Here is a 25,208-nt window from a genome sequence, read left to right on the forward strand (position 1 = left end):
TTTTAGGAGATTAATATGCCTGGTGTGGCCTTACTCGGATGCGAGCCAAAAGCTGGAAAAACTTACATTTCAGCCTTGTTACTTAAAGCGCTCAAACAATCAGGCTTAAACCCAGGCTATTTTAAGTGTGCATCTACTGGCGTTAAGTCCATTGAGCAAAGTGAAGCCGCCCAAATCCGCTCCTTAGTCCCAACAGGTCAGGAGCTTACTGAGATGATCCCATACATCTATCGTCAGTCTGGTCCAGTGCATTTATTAGGTCGTAAGACCGGTAATTACATCGACGCTCAGGTAATCCAAGAGCGCTTTGGCTGGAATACTGCTACTCACTCTTGCATGGTATTAGAGGGCATTGGTGACATTATCTCTCCGCTCATCATGGAAGATAATGAGGTGCTCTTACAAGAAGACATTATCTCCAGACTGCGTCTTAACGTGGTGCCAATTGTGCGTATGAGTGCTAAGTCCATGAACTTATCTACTCTTGCGGTGCTCTACTTACGTCGTATGGGCCTTAACGTTCCAGGCATCATTATCAATGACTACGATCAAGCTAACTATGCTCATCGTGATTCATTAAAGCTTATTGAGCGCTTTAGCCAAACCCCAGTTATTGCTACTGTAGCTAAGAATCAGACTTCAATTCAGTTAAGCCTGCCATTTGATGAGCTCTTTGCGCGTCAAGACAATTTAGACTTCTACAGCGCTGCAGATGATATGGACGTAAGCGACGATTACGACGATATTACATTCTAAAAATGCGGGCGGCTGCTAAGCAGTAATACTTATGTTTAGGCTTATCGCATTGTCGTAGTCACATGCTTAACTCTTTATGCAGATGTTGATGAGTGCGCTTGATTGATCAGATAAGTGTCTCACTTAGTTGCATGAGGGTAGATGCTTGTTGTTGCCGCAAAGCTTGATGCCTGATGGCCTAGCCATTGGTTTGGCTAGACCATTGAGAGCTTTAGATACGTTCTTTGGGGCTTTTGTTGTGTGCTCAGCATGAGCAATTTCTAGAGGGTTAAAGTCCCTTACGTTCCCGCTAGTGGGAAGCGTTAGCTGAAGACAAGGTGTGCATGGTGACATGTATGCTAAAGGAAGTCGGTTTTGATTCGATATTATAAAAATCGGTTCAATGATATTTTTTGTGGGTTTAGAAGAAAAAAGCTATACCCAGCTGAAGTAAAGCCATCATGACTTATGATTAGAAGAGGTATGTAACTTTTAGACGAGCTAGTTATGGCATACCGGACACGAAGTACTTCTTCGTGAAAATTATGGATGCCTCTAGGCGCTTTGGAAGAAATAATACTACGGCCTTGAGGCTTGAATAGTTTTAAATTTGACAAATGGGATTTTATGGATCCCACAAAAAAATAACATTGACCCAAAAAATAACATTGACCCAAAAAGACGCCTATATCTTTCAACGATACGATGCGAAGAATGGCTGATTTTCCCATAGATATCCTCTTCACCAATGTATTTTGTAAATATATGGCGAAAGATCCTCAATATATCCTAGACTAATTTTTAAAGAATATTTTGGTGCAAAGACTAGATTAGAGTGTGATCTATATCATTTTATCAGCTTGCCGTAGTATATTTAGTCATGCTTTCAGTCGCGACGATAGCAAACACTTGATTAATACCCAGCCTTAATACTGCTTGCACGCTACGCTTTGTGCTTTGCTTGCATGAGTACAGTCATACATTACTGGACAATTATGACTTTAATTTTGGTATTAGGCATCAAGAACAGCCCAATATGATTAAGGATATTTTTCATGAGCAACTCTAAACTTGTTGTTGGCTGCGTGAGCTTGAGTCTTTTTCTTAGCTCGTATATTGGTAATGCTTTGACTGTAGCCGTGCCATTTTTCGTAGAACACTACCAAACTTTACCTCAATACGCATCTTTTGCCCTTACAGGCTATGCTACTGCTTTGGCATGTTTCTTACTGCCAGCTTCATTATTAGCCAAGCGTTTTTCAAATCGTACTATCTTTTTATTAGGCCTTAGCTCATGTGCAGTAATCACCGCACTAATACCATTAAGCTCTACCCTATTAATCTTAGTATTGGGCCGTATTTTACAAGGTGCTGCTGCTTCTATGTGTTTAGCTACTGGCATGGCTTTGATTTCTAATCATGTTCCTACTGGCAAACGCTATATCGCCATTGGCATTGCTGTATGCCTAACCTATACAGGCGTATCCTCTTCTTTAAGCTTTAGCGGAGTGATCATTGATAATTATGGCTACCAGTACATGTTTTATGCTGCCAGCTCAGCTATGGTTCTTTTATTAACCTTAGCCGTACGTATCCCTAAGGATAATCAAGCTCTTAACTTTAAAGATCAGTCTTTTCCTTATGGCAAGTTGGTACTCTTTGTTCTTTCCATTGGTTTATGTTTACTCTCCCTATCAGCTTTAGCTTCCTTTAGCTATGCTCGCTATGGTCTAGCCTCTGGTTTAGCATTATTAGCTGTATTAGTGATCTATGAATACCAAAACTATAAGAAGGACAACTATCAAGAATTATCCACTGTCATTCCTGTACAGTTTTTAGTTAACAATAGACGTTTTACTTACTGCTTCTTAGTCAGCTTTGCCGCCTATGTATCAGTAATGGCCGAACCTGTATTATTAGCTTTATTCTCACAATACACCTTAGGCATTAGTGCCAGCGCAGCAGGTTTCATCATCGTAGTACAACCTATTACTATTGCTGTAGTTTCTTACTTTACTGGCCGTATTACTAAGCTTTTAGGAGGCAATGCTACTGTAACTTTAGGCTTAATCATTCAGACCATAGCTTTAGCTACTTTTGTAGTAATTGACACCAATACTACAGTACTAAGCTTAGTGTTACGCCAATTAGCTGTGGGTACTGGTTTTGCCCTGTTCTCTGCCCCTAATACTACTTTAATTACCTTATCCGTTGCTCCAAAGGACTATGCTTTAGCCTCCTCAATGCAACAATTAGGCAGATCTTTAGGTCAAGGCACAGCCTACGCTTTAGTAACCGTAACAATTGCTGCCTTAGTAAGTGCAGCACCAGGTTCTATCGCTTATCCAGAGCAGTTTGCTCAAGCATCTGTAGTGATCTTAGCTATCTCTGCCGCTTTAGGTCTCTTAGGTATTGTCTTCTCAACTCTGGGCTACTTAGAGTCTAGAAAGGCAGAAAATGAAAGCTCTCTTAATGAAAGTTCAACCTTAGCTGCATAATTTACCAAATAATAATTAAGCTGCTCTTAATAGAACTTATCCTACAAAAGGTCATAAAGCCGCAAGCTTTATGGCCTTTTTATTCGCACATTAGCACAATGCAAACAAAGCCCTAAAAAAAATTACTTACTACATCAATAGCTTTAAGCTAACCGCATATATTCCAGAAATAAGATGACTATCGCCAACAGAATAGTCTCCGTAAGCTTCATTAAACAGACGCTGTACCTAATGTGCATACACATATGCTCAGACATACTATGGCAATGCACCTCTATAGAAATGGTGTCGCTCTAGATCTGGTATCTCAACTACTAGGTCATAGTAGCGTTGAGACAACAACGATCTATGCCTTTGCTGATACTGAAATGAAAAGAAAGGCTGTATAGACTTCGATAGAACACAGAATCCATTCACTGCCAGAAAACAAAGATTTTTGGAGTGATGAGGAAAAACTACTAAAGCTTGCTTCGCTAATGTAATCATTACTTTTCTTATGAAGACTTTGATATTAAACATGTTTGCTTAAAAAGTAATGATTACTCAAAAGTAATGATTAGCGTGAGAGCCCCCGAAAGGGAGCTACTCGATTAGACAGGGTTGTCTTCTAAAGAGACGCTTTGAGGAACGGCAGGGATGGAGCCGTCATCGATCTTGCGTGTAATGGTGCACATAGCTGCGATGATCTTGTCCATTTCTTCTTTTGTGGTGGTAAATGGTGGCATGCAGTATAAGAGATTACCCATTGGACGGAGCCATACGCCGAGTTTTAAGCACTCTTGCTGTACAGCCTTAACATTGACGCGCTCATACATCTGCACCACGCCAATTGCGCCAAAGACGCGGATCTCATCAACACATGAGGCTGAGGAGAGCTCCTTTAGACCATCCTTAAGCTGCTCTTCAATACGTTTAACGCTATTAGACCAATCTCTAGAGAGCAGGGCATCAATTGATGCACAAGCAACAGAGCAAGCAAGTGGATTAGCCATGAAGGTTGGGCCATGCATAAAGACGTATGGATCAGATTTGCTTACCGCATCTGAGATCTTAGAGGCGCACAGCACAGCAGATAAGGTCATATAGCCTGCAGTCAGACCCTTGCCGAGCATGGTAATGTCCGCATTTACCTGAGCATATTCTTGAGCAAAGAGCTTTCCAGTACGACCAAAGCCAGTTGCAATCTCATCTAAGATAAGAACGATATCAAACTCATCGCATAGAGCACGCATGCCTTTTAAGTACTCAGGAGAGTAGAAGAACATGCCGCCTGCGCCTTGTACGATTGGCTCTAAGATCAGGGCTGCGATCTCGCTTGAGTGCTCTGCAAACATCTTACGCAGATTCTCAAGATCCTTTTGCACTAATTCTAGCTCTTCACTCTTAGTTAAAGAGACGTGCTGTGGGCGGCTTTGTGAATAGACAATGCTACCGCTAAAAGGAGCTTGAGGATTAGGAGCAAATAGACGCTGTTGCATGGCTGAGCCAAAGACATTGTGCATGCCGGCTGGATCGCAGACAGACATCGCATTCCAAGTATCACCGTGGTAGCCAGAGCGTACGGTAATAAAGTTATTGCGGGAAGCATAGTTAAATGGCGCGTCGTCTTTGTCTTGATAAGCAACAGCTTTAGCATGCTGATACTGCAGTGCCATTTTCATAGCAACTTCTGTGGCTACAGAACCAGAGTCAGCGTAGAAGATGTGCTCATTACCTGGCAGCAGTTTTAATAAACGCTTGCCAAGCTCAATGGCTGGATCATGAGTAAGACCTGCAAACATGACATGAGATAAGCGATCTACCTGCTGCTTTAAAGCTGCTGTGATCTCAGGAATTTGGTAGCCAAGATTACAGCACCACCATGAAGACATGGCATCGATAAGCTTGGTTCCATCTACAAGCTCTAAAGTACGGTCGCGGGCGCTGACAACTTTTAACGCAGGCAGTGGGTCTAAAGCTGAAGTGTATGGATGCCACAAATGCTTCTTGTCAAAGCTATCAGTTAGGTAACTTAACTCGCTCATAGATTATTAGCGCTATAACGTCTGATGGCGTATTTTGCGCTATCTCCTTTTTTAGTCTAGTTTGGGTTACAAATAATTATTTCTTGATGCTCGCAAGTCTAAAAAGCTTATATCACAGCTACATAGAGCACTAAGCATACACCTTCTTGCCTCATCAAGGCTGCACAACGTCGTATTTGTAAGGGATGTGTTAATGGCCTTAGATTATAGTGCTTATATTGTATGAGTACGCAAGCATAGGCCATTGCCAAGGTGTATCGCTGTTTGGGGCATGGCACATGGCTTGGGATGCTGCTGCGTTAGATGGCTGTTTATAGCTATCTTGTATAAGTAGCTAGCTTGTATAAGCCTCAATAGCAAACATGCCCATAACTTTCGCTATGGGCATGTTGCTAAGAGATACTTGTGATTTGCTTATTAGGCTTGAAGAGTTGGAGCATCGGCCTTAGCTGATACCTGTGCAGGGATGTCAGGCAGATCATAGTGATGCTTGGCAAAGCGAGCACGATCCTCGTCTACTACTGAGCCTAAGGTAGTTAAGAGATCGCCAACAATGGCAGCGTTGATACCGCAGTAGATAGCCTTGTTAACAGTCTCATCGCTAAGTAATGCACGACCACCAGCAAAGCGCAAGTGAGCATCAGTGTTTACGAGGCGGAAGATACAGATAGCGCGTAAGACTTCTTCATCACTAAGACGGCGCTGATTCTCAAGTGGAGTGCCTGCAATTGGGTGGAGTACGTTTACAGGAATAGACTTAATGCCTAAGCGACGTACTGCCAGGGCAAGCTCTACACGCTCTTTGTCGTTTTCACCCATGCCAATAATACCGCCTGAGCACAGTTCCATGCCGATATCACGCGCATCGAGCAGAGTCTTTATCTTGTCTTCAACGGTATGACGGGTAACTACGTTCTTAAAGAAATCAGGTGCAGTTTCTAAATTGCAGTGATAGCGCTCGATACCGTGCTCTTTGAGCGCAGTAAGTTGCTCTTTATCTACTAAGCCTAAAGAGGCACACAGCTTAATTGGCAGGTTTTCTTTGATGTAATCGATGATCTCGATAAGCTTTTCAAACTCGGCCTTAGATGGCTTACGACCGCCTGCAACTAAGGAGAACATCTCGACTCCCTTGTTGTAGCACAGACGAGCCTCTTCAAGGCACTGTTCCTTGCTCTTTACGTCGTAGATATCCACGCCAGTAGCAAAGTGAGCAGACTGAGCACACCACTTACAATCTTGGGTGCACTTGCCTGACTTTACATTGGTGATAGAGCACAGGCTGACATGGGCTGATGCAACTTGTGAAGTAATCTTGTGGCTAAGCTCAATTAAGGTCTCAAGGCCCATACGCTCCATGCAGTAGAGCGCCTCAGCACCATTGATATTGCCACCAGCTACCAAGCGCTGCTCGATTTCAGCGGCTACAGCCTCATCGGACATGCCCTCAAAGTGGCACTCACCATCAATAAGACCGCTCATATCGCCAGTTATCTTGCCTTCACATCCGCAAGTAGATGCATCGACTGCCTCATGGCAGCCGCAAGTAGAGCTACCTTCGGTCTTGCAGCAGGTAGAAGAGGAGTCAGCTGATGTAGTAGAAGACCAGCATTGACTAGAAGCTCCTGCGGTACTTCGAGCATGGTCTTGAGACATGTCAGAGCAAGAGCAGTGAGTGTGGTTCTCTACAGTATCAGCACAGCAGGTAGCTGCCTGAGTCTTGTTAGCAGAAGAATCTAGCATCAATATAGTTCCTTTTTTTCTAAAAAGGCCCTCATCTTAGCATAGCCATCACTAACAGAAGCACTTTGTGCAAAAGCACTAAAAAAGCTTATCATCTAAGCGCTTTTAAGCTAGTCTAACTTAGGTCTAAGACAGATATTGTAAGCTATCATACTTTATGATTAGATGGCCAATATATGCCAATTTAATCTATCAATAGGCAATGTAGACGCTAGGTTAGATAATCAATTGCTCAAATGCCAAATTTATAGACTTAACTTGTCTTTAAGGCATGTGTTAGTTATTGCTTGAGGATTGCTGTTTTTTTAGGTCGCATGGGCTTATTACTCGCAAATCGTTTGCATACTTACGCTTTGGGTATTGATGAACATTTGCAAGAAGCAAGGCATAAGATAATTGCGGGCAGGCTAAACAGACCCTATAATTAAGGCTCGTTACAAAAATGTTCAAAACACTAGCGTTATCAAGCAATATGCAGTGCAATTTTGCGTTGTATACACATTGAACAGGGTTTTAGCTTAAGCCTTAGCTTTGGATAGTTTTACTAAGCATAAGCTACGATATGTTGCTAAAGATTTTGAGCCGAATAGTGCTTAAATAAGCGCTTTGCTTACGCATTTTGCAAAAGTAGAGTAAACTGGCTGCAAGAGTGCGACAATGTGAACTTGTCACTGTGCGCTCAGTGAATGTTGCTTAAAGAAACTTATCGGCCCGATAATAAAGCAAGAGGCAATAGATCAAGACTTGTTAACTATGCTTAGAAGTACATTTTTCTAGCGTAGTTTAGGCAATATAAGTTTAGTGCGCATGCTTCTTTTGAGGCTAAGCACATAGGACATAGAATAAAGTGGGTAAGCTTTTTTATCAGAGATTACGAAGTGAGCTTAAAGCTCGTCAGCTTGCAGGCAATTTACGCGAGCTGCCACTCGTATCTTTCCAAGGCGACAATATCATGCTTGATAACATGCCGTATATCGACTTATCAAGCAATGATTACCTGTGTATTGCTCGCGATCCGAAGTTCTTTACCACTTTTATTGAAACCATGCTCGATAGTAAGAGCACCGGTTCTCAATTTGCAGGGGAGTTCCTCATCAGCGCTATTAGCGCAGGCTCCACTGGCTCCCGTCTTTTAACAGGTAATCACACTGCCTACTACTTTGCTGAAGATCTGATTGCATCATTGTTTAATGGCTCCATGTTCTCATCCATTAATGGAGAGGATGAGTCATCTTTATATGGTGTTTCAGCAAGCGCTAATACTCCTAAATACGATGAAGCAGCCAAGGACGAAGTAGAAGCTTTTAAGCAAGGTTCTTGCTGCTGTGCTGATAGCGATTCAGGCAATTGCTCACAAGCAAGCTCAGCTTATGCTTTTAGCACTGACGGTGTCGGTGATGATCTTAAATTAGCCTCATCTGATCCGATTACAGGCGCTGTAAATCAAGAGCTAGATACTAAAGATCTTAGCGAAAGCGCAGTTCAAGAGCAGGATAACGCCAATAGCTCTTCACTCATTGATGACGATGGTGCTGCGATTAAGGCTAGAGCCTCTAAGCGTGTGCCAAAGGGCGGCTCTGAGATCAACGATTATGATGCTTTAGCAAGTGAAGAAGATCGCACAGGCTATAAAGCACCTGACGTGAAGGCTCGCGCATGCCTGTACTTAAACTCAGGCTTTGATGCTAATAGTGGCGTTTTATCGGCGCTGTTTGGCAAGCATGACTTACTTTTAGTAGATAAGCTTAGCCATGCTTCTATCATTGATGGCATGCTCCATAGTGAGGCCAAGGCTTTACGTTATGCTCACAATGATATGCAGCATTTAGAACAGCTTTTACAAAAGCACGCTCACGAATATGAAAGTGTAGTCATTGTGACTGAGTCTGTCTTTAGCATGGACGGCGATCAGGCCAAGCTCAAAGAAATTGTGGCGCTCAAAGAACGCTATGATAATGTCTTACTCTATGTTGATGAGGCACATAGCTTTGGCTTGTTTGGCGATGATGGTTTAGGCCTGTGTAAGGAGCTTAATCTTTTAGACAAGGTTGATTTCCTGATGGGCACCTTAGGCAAGGCCATTGGCTCACATGGAGCGTTTTTAATCTGCTCTAAAGAGGTTAAAGACTATCTTGTTAACTTCATGCGCCCATTAATTTACAGCACGGCTCTGCCCCCAGTTAATATCACCTTCTCGATGTACGTAGTAGGCCTGCTTAGAGCTAATGCCATGCATTACAAGCGCGATTATTTACGTAAGATTAGCAGCTATCTGCACTCTAATTTGCAAGAGTTAGGTATTAGTCCATCTCAAAGCCAGATTCAGCCGCTAATTACTGGCGACTCGCAAAAGGCGTTAAAGGCTTATGCTATTTTTAAGGATGCCGGACTTCTTGCTATGCCGATTCGTCATCCAACCGTACCAGAAAATAAGGCCCGTTTGAGACTTAGCTTAAACTGCAACTTAAGAATCGATGATATTGAGCTGATTAGTGCTTTAGTTAAGCGCAATATGTCACTATTTGTGCAGAATGCCTAATTTTCAGGATAATTGAGTGGCAATTACCTAAACAATTTAGCAATAATCTCGATATATATAAGAAAGTTGGACTTAAGTTGCCCGTGCAGCTTAAGCGTATTTAGCTCAAAAATTAATCAAATTGTGAGTGAAATTTGTATGAAATTAGTAAAGCTCAATCATCAAGACCAAGTAACTCACAAACTCATGCGTCTCTTTGTCTCAGGCTTTGGCCAAGATGCCGCTGTACTGCAGCAGATTTTGCGCTCTGATGATCTTGAAAAAGAGACCTGCCCTGATGTCTACTTGACAGCAGAGTATGCCGATAACATCTCTAAGGACATTGATGCTTTAGGACCGCGTTGTTCTATATTTGAACAGGACTTACTCGATACTAGCGAGCTTGAAGCAGTCGTTGCTAAATACGAAAAAGTGGAAATTATTGGTTGGAGCTTTGGTGTACGTATGGCTCGTGCTCTAGCTGATAAGGTGCCACATTTAAGCGAAAAGATTAGCTTTGCCGTAGCGCTTAACGGTACCATCTTTAGCGTAGATAACAATTACGGCATCACAGAAAAGAACTTTAATCCAACTTATCGTCGCTTCTCCTCTCCAGTGTACGATGCTTTTATTGAGAACACCTTAATTAGCACCGAAGATGAGCTAGTGCAGGCAAATGTGAACTTTGCTGAGGATACAAGTACTTACAGTGAGTTTGATGATCTTAAGCACTCACTTGCTTGTCGCGATATGGCTATCTTAAAAAGCGAGCTGCGCTTTATGCCATATATCAAGCTCTCTGAGGCATGGGATAGCACCTTGTTATCTTTAGAAAAAAGCGCTGCTACTCCTCCGCTTGTCTATAACGCTGCCATTATCTCTACAGAAGATAGCATCATCATGCCGCGCAATCAGCAAGCCTATTGGACCATGTACCAAGGCAACGGCCTTGATATTTACAAGGTTAAAGCCCCGCACTTTTGCGCCATGCTCATGAGTGCTCTGCTAAAGCCAAGCACCCTCAACGCTGCTGTCTTAAAGGACATATTGCTACCACAATAACTATAGCAACAAGCTTCCCATCTGTAGCGTGCAAGCACTAATAGCTACAGTGTTGCCCCAAACGCAACCTCGCACATTTATAGCCTCGTAGGCAGCCCAAAACGCCGCCAAGCCAGCGCATCAAAGGCAGCCCAAAAGGCACTAAGCCATTGCACAAAGGCTGCCCAAAAGGCCGCCAAGCGACCGCATCAAGGCTGCCCAAAAAAGTACGCTAAGTGGGCGCATCAAAGGCAGCTTATGAGTCAGGCAAAGCGGCGATAGTTAGTCTTTATTATGATATGCCGCTTGTATGTTGTAGCTAATGTTGTGCTTTGTTTATAGCAAGTAGCTTGTCATAGTTAGACGGTATTCGTGCCCTCAAAATTGCGAACTTATTAAGATTTTGGTGTAATACCTAACCGCAAACTTTGTTGTCCTTGTGTTTTGGTCGGGATTAGACTCATTATGGTCGATTTTCAGCGTGTACATGATTGCTTTTCAAAAGCAGCATCGTCTTATTACGATGATGCTGTCATGCAAAGTAAGATGGCCTCACGCCTCATCGATCTTATTTGCAGCAATTTGCCAAGCACAAATACCTCATGCTACGCACAAGCACAGGGCCAAAGCCAAGATAGCCATGGCTACAAAGTGCTCGAGATAGGTTGTGGCCCTGGTAACTTCACCACACAGCTTTTAAACAAGCTGCCCATCAAAGACTTATGCTTAAATGATCTGAGCTTGCAGATGCTTGAGCAAAATATGCTCAATCTTTATGAGCAAGGCTACATCACACGAGATCAGCAGATCTTGTCCATGCAAGGCCACAAAAGTAAGTGGCAGCCACTGACACAAGCTCACGAAGCAACAGATCAACCTCAAGCAACTAATAAACTGCAGAGCTTTACTGCCATCTGTGGCGATGCCCGCTTGCTTAGCAAGCTCAAGGTGCAAGCGCAAGATCAGGCACATGAGCCTGTGCAAGCCCATGTGCACAAGCCGGTGCAAGCTAAAGCTAAAGCTAAGGCGCAAGATAATGTGCAAGCAGGGGTCGAAGTTGCTGCAGGTGCAGCAGGTGTATTTAGCTCCTCTTTTGATCTTATTGTCAGCAATGCATCGTTTCAGTGGTTTGAAGATTTAGCTGCAGCCTTACTTGGCTTTCAAGAGCTAGCAAGCCAAAAGACAAAAGCTACCCAAGAAGATAATGCTATCTTAGGACAAGGGTATAGTGTGCTTGCGTTTTCATCGTTTTATGCAGGGCACTTTGCTGAGGTTAAAGAGCTTACTGATGTGGGCTTAAACTATCTTACTAAAGAGAAGGTGATTGAGGCGCTTGAGCGCTGTCAGCTTGATTATCAGGTCTTTTTTGATGAAGAGCTGCAGTACTTTAACTCTAGTGTTGAGCTCTTTAGACACTTACATGTTACTGGCGTCAACGGCATTGCAGCTACACCATTAAGCGCCGGCTCGTTAAGACGCATTATGCGTGAGTATGAAGAGCGCTTTACTGAGAAGATGGGCGTGCGCCTCACGTGGCATCCTTACTACGTGATTGCCAAGCTCCATTAGCACGCAACTGGTATCGACAGCTGATGAACCCTGTCAAATGCAAAAGGCCCTCAAAATGAGGGCCTTTTTGATAAATACTAGTCAGATGGCTAACTAATTTGGCTGCTAAGTTAGCCATGAGTAGTGTGAGAGAAAAAGCTTTGTGTTGCTATTTGTGACCAAGAGCCTTGGAGCCACGTGAAATGGCAACCACGCCAGAGCGTACGGTCTCGAGGATTTCGGCTGACTCTTGCATTGCTTTCATCAGACGATTGATCTTATTACGGCCAGCAGAGAGACATACGGTATAAACCTCAGGGGTCAGATCTACGATCTTGGCATCGAAGATGTCTGCAATGCGCTTAACGTTTTCACGCGCAGCGTTATTGTTGGCCTTGACCTTTAAGAAGATGAGTTCAAGCTCAATGGTATTTTCGGACTTACCATCTTCTAAAGTAGATACGGTGTGTACGTTAATGAGCTTGTGAATCTGCTTTTTAATCTGCTCTAAGTCTACGTCATCACCAATAGTGGAGATGGTGATACGAGACATATGAGGATTCTCAGTTGGAGCAGCAGTGATAGTCTCGATGTTATAACCGCGCTGTGAAAACATACCGACCACACGAGATAACGCACCAGTCTCATTTTCCAGCAGGATAGAAATTAAATGACGCATAAAACTGTCCTTGTAGTCCGTTTTGATTGCTAGAGCCTACACTTCCACTAGAGTTTGATTACTCTTTTGAGCATCTTGGTTACTACTTTGTAATCTATGGCATAAAGCGGCCTTACTAAATAGCTGCATAAGTAGCTTTATCTATGCTGCTTTACTTGCTCATGAGCATGAGAGTTTAAATGTGACTAGTGTAGGTTTGCATAATTGCTTAGCTGCACAGTCTCTTTATTGGCATGTAACGTCTTATACGTCTTTGCCTTCAGCTTTAACAGTGATTTGCAAAGCAGCATAAACTGCTTATGCGTGCTGTGCTGCAATTATGGCTTACAATCAAAACTTATAGCTGTTTAAGCCTGGTTAGCTTCATCTGATGGCAGGAGCATTTCATCCATTGCACCAGCTGTCTTTTGCATTGGTAAAACTTGTGAGCAGGTGTTGCACATTACGTCTACAACTACGAGCTTGTCCTTCATGGCTAAAGCCTTGTTCACAGTTTCCTCAAGCTCTTCAGGTTTGCCTACCACAAAACCGCTATGGCCATAAGCCTCAGCAACCTTAACAAAGTCAGGGTTGTGATTGAGGTTTGTAGAGGTGATGCGGCCTTGGTAGAACAGAGTCTGCCATTGACGCACCATGCCTAAGGTGTGGTTGTCGAGAATAAAGACCTTAACTGGAACATTGTACTCAAGACAGGTTGAGAGCTCTTGAATGTTCATCTGGAAAGAGCCATCACCGGTGATGAGCACCACTTCAGTATCTTGATTACCAAACCAAGCACCAATAGCTGCAGGGAAGCCAAAGCCCATGGTACCTAAACCACCTGAAGTGATGAAAGTACGTGGCTTTTCAAACTTGTAGTATAAGGCAGTGAACATCTGATGCTGACCCACGTCAGTAGAGATGATCACGTTTTTACCTTTGCATGCCTTGTAAATGGTCTCAACAACCTCAGCAGGGTGGCAGATGCCATCTTCTTTGTGGTATTTGAGTCCATCAACTTCCTTTATTTTGTTGATATACTCCCACCACGTCTGCAGTTGAGCCTCTTCTTGCTTTACGCCCATCTCATCGGACATATCTAAGATTTGGCCTAAGATGGTAGCAGCATCACCCACGATTGGCAGATCGGCTTCAATGATCTTGGAGATCGCTGAAGGATCGATGTCGATGTGAATGATCTTTGCGTTTGGACAGAACTTCTTGGTATTGTTGGTGATTCGGTCATCAAAACGCGCACCCACGCAGAAGATCAAATCACTCTTGGCAATAGCTGAGTTAGCCTGATAAGTTCCATGCATACCGAGCATGCCTAAGAAGTTTTCTGAGGAGGCAGGTACGGCACCAAGGCCTAATAAAGTGCTAACTACAGGTAAGTTAAAGCGCTTAACAAACTTATTTAAGTTCTCGCAAGCATTACCCACAATCGCACCGCCACCGGCAAGCACGATAGGACGATTGGCTCGCATCAATTGCTTGATAGCACGGCGAATCTGACCCTTGTGACCTTGTGAGGTAGGGTTGTAAGTAACTAACTTTAAATCTTCCTCATGGATTGGCTGGAAGTCAGTGCCAGCAGAGGCAAAGCCGACGCAATCTTTTGGAATGTCAACGACCACTGGACCTGGCTTGCCGGTTGATGCAATGTAGAAAGCCTGACGAATATACTTTGGAATATCGTGCGGAGTCTTACACAAGAAGGAGTGCTTAACCACAGGACGAGTAATACCCATGGTATCAACTTCTTGGAAAGCATCAGTACCGATAAGTGAGGTTGCAACCTGACCAGTCAGTACCACCATTGGCACTGAGTCAGCATAGGCAGTTGCAATCGCGGTAACTGCATTGGTAGCGCCTGGGCCTGAGGTTACTAAGGCACAACCCACCTTACCGGTGGTACGTGCATAACCATCAGCCATATGACAAGCACCCTGCTCATGGCGAGCTAATACGTGCTTGATTGACTCAGAGTGCTGCAGCGCGTCGTAGATATCGATTACAGCACCGCCAGGGTAGCCAAACAGATATTCAACACCCAAGTCTTCCAAGGTGCGCACTAATTGTTGTGCGCCCGACATCTTTGTCATTGCCCAACTCCACATTAGACCTGTATCTGACAGCTTCTAACAACGAAAACCAAGCTATCACACAACAACAAACTAAACATCCACATGTCCCATCATTCATATAAAGGCCATATGATATCAACTATGCTCTACCTGCCAGGATCACCACATAAGTAGTGCGTAAAGCTATTAAATTGCGTGTAATTAAGCTAATTAAGGCACCAAACCTCAGATCCATCAAAGGCAAAATAATATTAGCCCCCATTGCCACTAGTAAAACTAACAGCAACAGTAACCGCCCAGGGCAATTAGATGGCAAGCCCATAGGCTTGTAAAAGTCTATGCCTCTAAGCTAGCCTGATATGGTAAAAAGGTTTAGTAATGGTTTGCAGTCACGAGAAGTGTGCAGTTAAAACGTAAGTATAAGTCGTAGCTACTCAATAATTGTTAAAAGCGCGATCAAAAGGTTAAAGCACGGCTTATCTTTATATCAGCTTCATATGAGTAGTCGTCAGATAGAATCAAACAGAACAAGTTAACTACTAAAGCTACGCCACATGCCATCAGTAAAGCTGCCCAACAAAAAGCGCACGAGACGCACAAGGCGCAAAAGGCGCACAAGGCTAAATTCCAAAGCCAAATGCTAACAGCAAATGCCTAAAGCAAATGTGAAGGCTAAAAGGCCTAGGCGAAGTGCAAAGGATCCGTTTTGGTGGCAGCTAAGCAAGCTTATGGTTTTTGTCTATATTGCTTTGAATATGACAAAAAGACCCAGGTTTCCCTGGGCCTTGCTGGTTTGTGAGATTAACTTGTGTGGCCCATTGTAAGTATCTGGGCCTTTACAAGGCTCATTAGCCTTGGAAGCTAAGCTTCTTCATGTCTGACATGTAGGCACGTAAAGTGCGACCTACGACTTCAATTGGGTGATGGTAGATTGACTCGTTAGCCTCGATTAAGGCGGTGTTATCAACGCAGTTGTCGCCAGAGAGGCCCTCACCAATCACATCTAAACCGAAGCTGTTGACGTAGTCTCTTAAGAGTGGGATTGCTGCATTAGCAAAGAGGTAGTTACCGTACTCAGCAGTATCGGAGATAACTACGTTCATTTCGTAGAGACGACGACGAGCAATCAGGTTAGCAATTAATGGAAGCTCGTGGAGTGACTCGTAGTATGCAGACTCTGGATAGATGCCGCTCTTAGTCATGGTCTCGAAGGCAAGCTCAATACCAGCCTTAGCAAAGGCAACTAATAAGATGCCCTTATCAAAGTATTCTTGCTCGCTAATAGCAACGCTGCTCTCAGAAGCAGTCTCAAAGCCAGACTTTGCAAAGTTTTCACGCCAGGTGTGCAGATCGTGATCGTCCTTGCCCCAGTCTTCAATCATGCCTGCAGAGAAAGCACCAGAGATAATGTTATCCATGGTCTTTAAGTACAGAGGAGCTAACTGCTGCTTTAAGCTATCAGCAATTTCACAGGCCTTGAGCTTAGCTGGATTAGAAAGACGGTTCATCATGTTGGTGATACCGCCGTGCTTTAAAGCCTCGGAGATAACTTCCCAACCATACTGAATGAACTTGCAAGCATAGGCGCTATCAACACCCTTAGCTACCATGTGGTCATAGCATAAGATGGAGGCAGCCTGCAGCACGCCACATAAAATGGTCTGCTCGCCCATTAAGTCGGACTTAACTTCAGCTACGAATGAAGAGCGTAAGACACCAGCACGGTGACCGCCAGTACCTGCAGCCCATGCCTTGGCGATTTCCATACCATTGCCATCAGGATCGTTTTCAGCGTGAACAGCAATTAAAGTAGGAATACCAAAACCACGCTCGTATTCTTTACGCAGCTCAGTACCTGGGCCCTTTGGAGCCATCATCACAACGGTGATGTCATCACGGATCTTCTCGCCAACTTCAACGATGTTAAAGCCGTGGGAATAGCCTAAAGCTGCGCCCTTCTTCATGAGAGGCATAACAGCACTAACTACGTCTGAGTGCTGCTTATCTGGAGTAAGGTTAATGACAAGGTCCGCAGTTGGAATGAGTTCTTCGTAGGTACCGACTTTAAAGCCGTTTTCACTTGCACGAACAAAAGAAGCACGCTTTTGCTCGATGGCCTGAGCACGTAAGGCGTAGGACACATCTAGGCCTGAGTCACGGAGGTTGAGGCCTTGGTTAAGACCCTGTGCGCCGCAGCCTACAATCACGACTTTCTTACCCTTTAAGAAGTCGCAACCATTTGCAAACTCGGAGCGTTCCATAAACTCACAGCAGCCTAACTGTGCTAACTGCTCACGTAAATTCAAAGAATTAAAGTAATTCGCCATTTTTTGTACCTTGATGAGAACTCGGCCCCACCTTGCCGATAATAGAAAACCTGTAAATGACTAACCTTCCGATAATCTCTTAGCAAAGCTAATGGTCTTAGCTTGATTGTGGCTACTGTCGGTAAACGTGTAGCTTTAATTTAAAAGTGCGCAGAGTAGTTTCAGGGCAAAAAAGGTAACCCTGACTCGGATGTATCGGCTAATGAAGTGCGGTAGGTTCATTTAAAGTGCCCTGCAATAGGTAAGTTACTTAGCACTGCCAATACGCGGAAAGTTAAAACAAGAGCATCTAAACAGCTAAACACCAACTTTTGAATAACAGCAAGTAGCTTTAAAAGGTAGTATCAACAAGTAAGTTAAAGCTGCGCATTATCAGTTCTATCTCAGGAAGCTTTATTTAAGCTTAAGAGCATAGCTAAAGCTAATTTGACCAACACTATCTTATGTGGTCGACACATGGTTTTAAGCAAAGCCATGGTTAAAAGCTTAGCGATCTCATTCATGAGCAGATTGACTATGCAATGTATGTCTTGATTTGTTTTCATCTTAATCAAATAACTAAGCTAACTAGGTCAATGCACAATAAGGATCATCACTTAGAGCTAGTTGATCTAACTTAGTGCATAAAAACTATTGTCTTTGCACTAATAAGGATGCTAACCACAAAAATAACCACAGCAAACGCTGTAAAGCTTAGGTAAAGATTTCATTTTGCACTTTATTTGTTGCAATTGACTAGAGCGTGTAAGATATGCAGTCGCTAGATGCACATAATCTTGGTCTTATTAAGCTGCCAAGCACGTAAGACAAAGGTTTAGCACAAGTTTTTAACGACTTTTGAGGGTAATTATGACTAAGTCAAACTTAAAGCCGATCTTTGTTACTGGTACTGGTACTGATGTGGGTAAAACCTACGTAACTGCCATGCTGTGTAAGTTTGCCTCTGACTACCTCAAAGGCCAAAAGGGTGAAGTTTGTCCATGGCAAGAGACGCCATCTTTTGTTCGCTTAGTTGGTTATTACAAGGCTGCAATTAGCGGTGCAAACTCTATTGCTCAGTCCGATGCAGGTTACGTCAATAGCTTTGCATCACTTGGCCAAAAAGATGAAGACCTAACTTCATATCTGTATGAAGAGGCCGTCTCGCCACACTTAGCTCAAAAGCACGCTGGCGGCGAGCCAATTAGCTTTGACAAGATTATGCAGTGCTTTTACAAAGTCTATGACACCTCCAAGCTTACTGTGCTTGAAGGAAGTGGTGGTGTTTACTGTCCATTACGCTGGGATGATGAGCTCTATACTTATGCTGCAGCTTGCTGCGCCGACTCAGCCATGGCCCAAGAGAGCTGTGCAGCGCTAGACGCACTGAAATCTAGCAAGTACTTTAATAAGCTTAACTTACAGCGCTTTACCATCTTAGATTTAATGCGCATTGTAAAAGAGGAATTAGGCATAAAGGTCGTGATTGTGGCTGATGCTGCTTTAGGCGTTATCAACAATACCTTAACCACAGTTACTTCGCTTACTCAAGCTGGCTTTGATACCAAGGATATGCACATCATCCTTAATAACTTCATTGCCTCCAACCCAATGTATGAAGACAACAAGAAGATGGTGGAGACCATGACCTCTGTTAAGGTCATCGCCACCGTAGCTAAGGGTGATAGCGAGCTAAAGTTCGCAAGTTCTAGCTGCCAAGCCCTCTTTGAGCACTAAGAGCCCATAAGATAAAGAGAAACAACCCCATCGCAGCACCATCACACGCGCTGTGCCCACAACAACAAAAAAGAAAGACCATGTGGGTACCCCAAAAGCTTGGCAAACAACACCAGGCTTTTGTCGAGAATGCGCATGTAATATAGCTTTAATGCCTTTAGTGTATGGCTTTAACAACATGAGCTAGAGGCAAAAAAGCCACCGCCACAAGTAAGCAAATTCTCTTTAAAAAGCCTATATCTATCGGCTTTTATTGCAACATGAGCCAATGAGTGCGCTCAAGTTAAGCATATTTTGGAAAAAATCTTATTTAATTTGTTGACACTCATATGGCGCTTTCCTATAATGAGCGCCGTCGGTGATTAGCGCAGTCCGGTAGCGCAACTGCTTTGGGAGCAGTGGGTCGTAGGTTCGAATCCTACATCACCGACCAGTAGATGAAGCACCTTAAGGTGCTTTTTTCGTTTCTGGCCACTGCAAAATCTCGCAGCGCCAACCTCGGCCCCAAATAGGCCTATCCAAAAAAGCCTATCATCGAGCAGCCCATCACGACCAACCTAAGCTGCATCCTTCTCTTGAGCTCCATTCAAAGTCAAAGCCAAAGCCAAAACGAAGCTAAAGTCTCAGATAAGTCCCATAAAAGGCGCACTTGCTCAGCACCGCTCTCAAAAGCAAAAACGGCAGACCAATTTGCATCGATCCACCGTTTTAATGGCCATTTCCGGCCCGAACTAACTCAAAGCTAGTCTTAAGACTCAGACTTCTTCTTAGTAGTTTTCTTAACAGTCTTGGCCTTTGCTGCAGTAGCTTTCTTGGCTACAGAAGCCTTTGCCTTAGAAGCTGCAGTAGCCTTAGCTGCAACCGGCTTCTTGGCTACAGAAGCCTTAGCCTTAGAGGCTGCAGTAGACTTTGCAGCAACTGGCTTCTTAGCTGCAGGGGCCTTGGCCTTAGAAGCCGCAGTAGACTTTGCAGCAACTGGCTTCTTAGCTGTAGTGGCTTTTGCCTTTGAAGCAGCAGTGGACTTGGCTGCGGTAGCTTTCTTGGCTACAGGAGCTTTAGCCTTTGATGCAGCAGTAGTCTTTGCAGCAACTGGATTCTTAGCTGCTGGTGCCTTTACCTTGGCTGCAGTGGTCTTATTAGCTTCAGTCTTCTTGGCTGTGCTTGCCTTGGCAGCAGAGCGCTTGGCAGCACCGGCTTGCTTGATGGCCTCAGCATTGTCGCCAATAAAGGAGCCAGTAGAGGCCTTACTATTGCGAGGTGAGGCGGCACCTGGAGTGCCTGTAGACTTTGCTGCTGTCTTTACCTTGGATGCTACCTTGGTAGTTGCTTTTGATGATTGTGCTTTGTCGGCCTTATCCTTGGCATCCTCTGGGAAGAGGCCATCATCGTCAAAGTGGATTACCTTTGGACCGTTGTAGCCTGGTAGTGCCTTCTTAATGAGTGGCTGAACCTGACTAAAGAGGGTGTAGGCCACATCCTCGTACTTGTCAGCAAAGTAGAAGGTTACACCAGAGCGTACGTGCTCAGGTAATTCTTTAACGTCGCCCTCATTACCAATTGGGATAATGAGATCGAAAATACCAACTCGACGAGCTGCAATCACCTTTTCACGCAGACCACCAATAGGCAGTACGTGACCAGTTAAGGTGAGCTCACCAGTCATAGCATGTCTTGCAGCAGGAGCGGTGTTTAAGGCCAGCGAGAGTAATGAAGTAGCCATGGTTACACCAGCTGATGGGCCATCCTTTGGAATAGCGCCTTCAGGAACGTGTAAGTGTACGGTCTTCTTCTTAAAGAAAGCTGTCTGTGTCTTAGTAGAGCAGAACATGTTCAGGTGTGACTGTACATAAGAAAGAGCAATCGAGGCTGATTCTTTCATCACGTCACCGAGTGATCCAGTTAGCTTAAAGCCTGCAGTATCGTGGCTAGTAATAATGGACTCAACAGGTAAGGTCACACCACCTGAGGCAGTCCAAGCAAGACCAGTTTGAATACCAATACCCTCTAAGAGCTTTTCACGCTTAAATGGAGCAGTTCCAAGATAAGTCTCAAGATCAGACTCGTTGATGATGACCTTGCTCTCACCTTGAATGAGTTTTACTGCAGCCTTACGAATCAGCTTAGCAATGGATCGCTCTAAAGAACGCACGCCGCTTTCACGAGCATAGCCATCGATAAGTGCAGTTAAGCACTCATCAGGCAGACGCAGGGCGCTGCTATTACGCTTCATGCCAGCATTTTCTAAAGCACGTGGCAGTAAGTGCTTCTTAGCAATGGCAAACTTCTCTTTAGCAATGTAGCCAGAGAGTCTGATTGGATCCATACGGTCTAGCAGCGGAGCTGAGATAGTCTCAGTGCTGTTGGCAGTACAGATAAACAGACAGTTAGACAGATCCATCTTTTCATCTAAATAGACGTCTAAGAAGTTCTTATTTTGCTCAGGATCTAAGGTCTCAAGCAGAGCTGAGTCAGGATCACCGTGATAAGACTTACCAAGCTTGTCGATCTCATCGAGCATGATAACTGGGTTCATCACCTTAGTTTCACGCAGTGCTGAGACAATCTTGCCAGGCATTGCGCCTACATAAGTCTTACGGTGGCCTTTGATCTCGGATACATCATCAATACCGCCTAAAGATAAGCGATAGAAAGGACGATTCAAGGCTTTGGCAATGGACTTACCAATAGAGGTCTTACCCACACCAGGAGGGCCCACAAAGAGCATGATCTGACCTGAGGTATGACCTTTAAGAGCGCCGACAGCTAAGAACTCAATAATACGATCCTTAACATCCTGCAGACCCTCATGATCCTCATCTAAGATCTTACGGGCACGCTCTAAGTTAACGGCATTAGCTTTCTTAGCATCCTTAGACTTATTGGAGGCTAAACGCTCTTTGCTCATCTTGCCCCATGGAATGGAGGTGATGATGTCTACATAGTTACGGGTAGTGCCGTACTCGGAGCTTGAGGTTTCAAGCATAGAGAGCTTCTCAATTTCCTCATTAAAGCGAGCTTTAATATGCTCTGGAGGATTGAGCTTAGCCATACGCTCTTTGAACTTCTCAATATCGATGTCTTTTTCATCAGCTGAAAGACCCAGCTCTTTTTTGATTTCATTGAGCTGTTCGCGTAAGAAGAAATCCTTTTGGCGCTTTTGAATCTTGTCAGATACCGATACTTTAATCTTGTCTTGTAACTTAGCAGCAGAGAGCTCACGTGAGATGAGATCAAAGGTCAGCTTTAAGCGTGGCAAGATTGGGATGGTGTCGAGCACCTCTTGCAGTTCTTCTGGCTTAGATTGCGTAATTGAGGCTGCGCAGTCAGCTAAGGTAGATGGATTAGAAATGTCAAAGCGTGACAGATACTGTCTCATCTCCTCGGTGATCATAGGATTGAGCGGAATCATCTCCTGCAGCGCAGCAGTGATGCCTAAGCAATAAGCGCGAGTCTCGACTTCTTTTTGAGCACCAGCCTGGCGCTCATTTAAAGAGCTCACACCAAAGACAACCTTACCGCCTAAGATGTTAGCAAGCTTGCTGCGGATCATAGCAGCACGCTGCAGATCGCCCCACTTGCCAGAGCGCTTTTCAGCACCCTTAGCTGCACTCTTGGCAGAGGTACGCTTGGATCTCTTTGATCCTTTAGTCTCGCCCTCATCGTCATCAAGCTCATCAACCTCTTCCATATCGGCAGTGATTTGAGCTAAGTCCTTGCCCTTCATTAAGAAGCTTAAGAACTCTTTGAGCTCAGGCTTAATTTGACCTTCGCCACTGACAACTAAGTTAGTCTCTTGAGAGCCATCTTCATTTTGCACATCGCCAATAATGTGCATTTGAGCGCCTTCAGACTCATTGTTATCTAAAGAGGATAAATAGCCCTCAGCATCATCAGCAGCCTTGATAGTTTCAGCTGCAGATGCTTCTTTAGCTAACTGTTGCTCGTGTTCATTTTGAATCTCAGTTAAGCGCAGGAGTAAATCCTCAGAGGAGTCACGACCTGGCATAAAGGTAACGACAGCAGTATCGTTGTTGATAAAGCCGATATTTGGACCTGTAACTGGCTCTTCGTTAGGAGTCTCATCTTTAGGAGTATTAGCGATGATTTCTTTAAGCGCAGCGTCCTTAAAGTCTTTTTTCGCACGAGCAGTTTCTTCTTCCTCGCGCTCACCAATCTTAGCAATGAGGTTAAAGAGATCTTCTCTAGAGTGACCTTCACTAGCTTCATGATCTGAGCTATCTGAGGCGCTACGATCAGACTCATCTTCTAAGATCTTAGAGATACGCTCCATGAACTCATAAGAGAGCTTATTATCGGCTTGCTCTAACTTACTATCGATCTCGGCCTGACCTTTTTTAGAGGTAACGCCAACGAGCTGCTGATCATTATTTGGCTGACGCTTTTGACGCAGCTCAGTAATCGAGAACATATTGCTAAGCTGCTTAGCAATATCAGATAAGGTCTTATCGTTAATCTCATCATCATCATTAACGTTAAGGCGCATGGTAATAGTGTCATTACCCTCACTATCCTTACCCACAATAGTCTGACTAAGCTGACTTTCACCTGGTAAGACAGAAACACCATCTTTTGAGACAGGGCCATCTAGAGCATCCTTAGCGTCAACAACACCCTCAGCATTAGCTGCTGCATTAGATGCAGCATCAGCCGGAGCTGCATCAGCCGCAGCAGTTGATGCAGCGTCTGCTCCATCTTCCGCGATAGCAGCAGCATTGCTCTTGTCTTTCTTAGCTGTGCTTTGTGTATCGTTTTTGCCTGAAATAGCCTTGATGGCCTCTAAAACAGGAGAGCCATTGGTTGAGGACTTATCAACATTGCCGATGAGGCTTTGGGCGATCTCACGGGCCTTTGGAGAAATATGGGCGAGATCTTCATGCAGCTGCTTTGATCTTTCGGTGATGATGCGTACAGCCTTGGAATAGTATGAGTTGAGCTTGCTAAGCTCATCCTTAGTTGGACGAGCTAAGAACATAGCAATCTGATACTTCTCGTCATCAGAGAGATCTTTATAGCCAATAAAGTCAAAGAGGCTATCTAATTTAGCCTTGGAAAGACGACCAATGGTGCGATCATCTCTAAAAATGAAGTAGTTAAAATCGAAGGTGCCAGGCTTCTTTTGGACATCAACACCAATAGATCTGCCATAGTCACGCATCTCTTTTAAGATGTTCTGCAGCTTCTTATCAAAAGCAACAGAGCGATCAATGCTATCGCGTAAAGCTTGATTGTTAGCATTGAGCTTGTCACGAGTAGATGGATTGGCAAGACGATATTCGATTTCTGGGTAGCGTACCTGTGCTAAGTTCTTACGGATGTCAGCAACTTCAATGAGGCTAACACGGCGTACACCCTCACAGACAATATCAATCTCCTCAGGGCCTGAGCGAGCAGAGAGCAGACGCACCACAGTACCAGTCTTAGGAAAGTCCTTAACTGCTAAGTGAGACTTCTTAAGCTTGTCATTGTCCACTGCGAACATGGCAAAGGTGTGATGGGATGAGGAGATAACCTCAGTAATCACATCGAGCCATTCGATAGACAGCTGAATAGTTGTAATCTGCGATGGCAAAATTGGGCGGCCGTACAGAGGGACCACATGAAGCTTAGATGGCAGACGGTTACCCAATTCATCACGGTACAGATCTGTCATAGCTAGAGGATTGTCATTATCATAGCCATCTTCAATCTTGTACTCGTTATCACTCTTCTCTTCGCTGCCCATGTTAAGTGGGCTAGCTACTAGAAGAGAGTTCAACATAGTCTTGATATCGTCAAATTCAGCCATATGTGTGTGAAATCCTTGAACGAACCCCTTCATTTGCGCCTCTTGAGAGCTCAAAGACTTCAAAGCTTCAAAAAAGCATGTCCTTAAGCGTCAAAGGGGCAAACAACAGTTAACTTATCTATTGCAGCATACACTTAAGATAGAAAGTAGACATGGCCAAGTGCACAGAATTTAGAAAAATAATCGTTTCTAAGTCATGCAAACCATCGCTTCGCCATTTTACTAGTCAACTAAAGCCGCCATGCTGCTCAGCAGCACCATCTAAGCACCAAAAGCACCTTTTTACCCGTCAAATGCACCTCAGCCCAACACAAACTTGCAGCGCCATAAAGCGCTTACCATGCAACAATGACCATATGCTTTGAGCATGACGTTATCTGCACGCCGCTGTGGGCATGTGCTTTGAGCATGACGTTATCTGCATGCTGCTGTGGGCATCTGCATTGAGCATGAAGTTATCTGCTGCTGTGAGCATATGCTTTGAGCATGACGCTCAAATTTAAAACG

Annotated in this window: 13 protein-coding genes and 1 tRNA gene; 8 read left to right on the forward strand and 6 right to left on the reverse strand. The window is 44.2% G+C overall.

Going from position 1 to position 25,208, the window contains the following annotated elements; all coding sequences use genetic code 11:
- Positions 1-15: 15 nt before the first annotated feature.
- From RDO37_RS09925 to RDO37_RS10885, 3 genes are all read left to right on the forward strand, one after another.
- Complete coding sequence (locus RDO37_RS09925) at positions 16-756, forward strand: dethiobiotin synthase (RefSeq protein WP_308498973.1); 741 nt, start codon at positions 16-18, stop codon at positions 754-756.
- A gap of 1,034 nt (positions 757-1,790) precedes the next feature.
- Positions 1,791-3,233 (forward strand): MFS transporter, encoded by a 1,443-nt coding sequence (locus tag RDO37_RS09930; protein ID WP_308498974.1) that lies wholly within the window; start codon positions 1,791-1,793, stop codon positions 3,231-3,233.
- A gap of 233 nt (positions 3,234-3,466) precedes the next feature.
- Positions 3,467-3,622: a tyrosine-type recombinase/integrase gene (locus RDO37_RS10885; RefSeq protein ID WP_374045315.1), complete on the forward strand. Its 156-nt coding sequence runs from the start codon at positions 3,467-3,469 to the stop codon at positions 3,620-3,622.
- Between the two features lie 201 nt (positions 3,623-3,823).
- Here the strand turns inward: RDO37_RS10885 and bioA are convergent, their stop codons facing one another.
- Together bioA and bioB are read right to left on the reverse strand one after the other, a co-directional pair.
- On the reverse strand, positions 3,824-5,257 hold the full coding sequence (gene bioA / locus RDO37_RS09935) for an adenosylmethionine--8-amino-7-oxononanoate transaminase (protein WP_308498975.1): 1,434 nt from the start codon (positions 5,255-5,257) through the stop codon (positions 3,824-3,826).
- A 417-nt stretch (positions 5,258-5,674) separates the two neighbouring features.
- Entirely contained in the window at positions 5,675-7,000 is a 1,326-nt protein-coding gene (gene bioB / locus RDO37_RS09940) for a biotin synthase BioB (protein ID WP_308498976.1), read from the reverse strand.
- A gap of 847 nt (positions 7,001-7,847) precedes the next feature.
- Here bioB and RDO37_RS09945 point away from each other — a divergent pair.
- From RDO37_RS09945 to RDO37_RS09955, 3 genes are all read left to right on the forward strand, one after another.
- Positions 7,848-9,539, forward strand: a complete 1,692-nt coding sequence (locus RDO37_RS09945) for an 8-amino-7-oxononanoate synthase (protein WP_308498977.1) — start codon at positions 7,848-7,850, stop codon at positions 9,537-9,539.
- A gap of 138 nt (positions 9,540-9,677) precedes the next feature.
- Entirely contained in the window at positions 9,678-10,580 is a 903-nt protein-coding gene (locus tag RDO37_RS09950) for a hypothetical protein (protein ID WP_308498978.1), read from the forward strand.
- 444 nt (positions 10,581-11,024) lie between these two features.
- Positions 11,025-12,128 carry a methyltransferase domain-containing protein gene (locus RDO37_RS09955; RefSeq protein WP_308498979.1) on the forward strand — a complete coding sequence of 368 codons (1,104 nt, stop codon included), beginning with the start codon at positions 11,025-11,027 and terminating at the stop codon, positions 12,126-12,128.
- A 148-nt stretch (positions 12,129-12,276) separates the two neighbouring features.
- On the opposite strand, the gene ilvN is transcribed toward RDO37_RS09955, so the two are convergent.
- From ilvN to ilvC, 3 genes are all read right to left on the reverse strand, one after another.
- Positions 12,277-12,786, reverse strand: a complete 510-nt coding sequence (gene ilvN, locus RDO37_RS09960) for an acetolactate synthase small subunit (protein WP_027939044.1) — start codon at positions 12,784-12,786, stop codon at positions 12,277-12,279.
- 347 nt (positions 12,787-13,133) lie between these two features.
- Positions 13,134-14,870 carry a biosynthetic-type acetolactate synthase large subunit gene (gene ilvB, locus RDO37_RS09965; RefSeq protein ID WP_281709706.1) on the reverse strand — a complete coding sequence of 579 codons (1,737 nt, stop codon included), beginning with the start codon at positions 14,868-14,870 and terminating at the stop codon, positions 13,134-13,136.
- 830 nt (positions 14,871-15,700) lie between these two features.
- Positions 15,701-17,179, reverse strand: coding sequence for a ketol-acid reductoisomerase (gene ilvC / locus RDO37_RS09970; RefSeq protein WP_308498980.1), 1,479 nt, complete (start codon positions 17,177-17,179; stop codon positions 15,701-15,703).
- 849 nt (positions 17,180-18,028) lie between these two features.
- Between ilvC and RDO37_RS09975 the strand changes: the two genes are divergently transcribed.
- The gene (locus RDO37_RS09975; protein ID WP_308498981.1) at positions 18,029-18,895 is read left to right on the forward strand and encodes a dethiobiotin synthase; all 867 of its coding nucleotides are present in this window, start codon (positions 18,029-18,031) and stop codon (positions 18,893-18,895) included.
- 356 nt (positions 18,896-19,251) lie between these two features.
- Positions 19,252-19,328: transfer RNA gene (locus tag RDO37_RS09980), tRNA-Pro, on the forward strand.
- A gap of 315 nt (positions 19,329-19,643) precedes the next feature.
- Here RDO37_RS09980 and lon read toward each other — a convergent pair.
- Positions 19,644-24,701 (reverse strand): endopeptidase La, encoded by a 5,058-nt coding sequence (lon, locus tag RDO37_RS09985; protein WP_308498982.1) that lies wholly within the window; start codon positions 24,699-24,701, stop codon positions 19,644-19,646.
- Positions 24,702-25,208: the final 507 nt, after the last annotated feature.

The organism is uncultured Anaerobiospirillum sp. (assembly GCF_902485895.1).
GTDB classification, from domain to species: Bacteria; Pseudomonadota; Gammaproteobacteria; order Enterobacterales; family Succinivibrionaceae; genus Anaerobiospirillum; species Anaerobiospirillum succiniciproducens.

What these genes read in the sequence shown, in the direction of transcription:
- bioA (WP_308498975.1), bottom strand. Translation starts at nt 5,257, where the DNA reads ATGAGCGAGTTAAGTTACCTAACTGATAGCTTTGACAAGAAGCATTTG.
- RDO37_RS09950 (WP_308498978.1), top strand. Translation starts at nt 9,678, where the DNA reads ATGAAATTAGTAAAGCTCAATCATCAAGACCAAGTAACTCACAAACTC.
- RDO37_RS09955 (WP_308498979.1), top strand. Translation starts at nt 11,025, where the DNA reads ATGGTCGATTTTCAGCGTGTACATGATTGCTTTTCAAAAGCAGCATCG.
- RDO37_RS09975 (WP_308498981.1), top strand. Translation starts at nt 18,029, where the DNA reads ATGACTAAGTCAAACTTAAAGCCGATCTTTGTTACTGGTACTGGTACT.
- ilvC (WP_308498980.1), bottom strand. Translation starts at nt 17,179, where the DNA reads ATGGCGAATTACTTTAATTCTTTGAATTTACGTGAGCAGTTAGCACAG.
- lon (WP_308498982.1), bottom strand. Translation starts at nt 24,701, where the DNA reads ATGGCTGAATTTGACGATATCAAGACTATGTTGAACTCTCTTCTAGTA.
- ilvN (WP_027939044.1), bottom strand. Translation starts at nt 12,786, where the DNA reads ATGCGTCATTTAATTTCTATCCTGCTGGAAAATGAGACTGGTGCGTTA.
- RDO37_RS09930 (WP_308498974.1), top strand. Translation starts at nt 1,791, where the DNA reads ATGAGCAACTCTAAACTTGTTGTTGGCTGCGTGAGCTTGAGTCTTTTT.
- ilvB (WP_281709706.1), bottom strand. Translation starts at nt 14,870, where the DNA reads ATGACAAAGATGTCGGGCGCACAACAATTAGTGCGCACCTTGGAAGAC.
- bioB (WP_308498976.1), bottom strand. Translation starts at nt 7,000, where the DNA reads ATGCTAGATTCTTCTGCTAACAAGACTCAGGCAGCTACCTGCTGTGCT.
- RDO37_RS09925 (WP_308498973.1), top strand. Translation starts at nt 16, where the DNA reads ATGCCTGGTGTGGCCTTACTCGGATGCGAGCCAAAAGCTGGAAAAACT.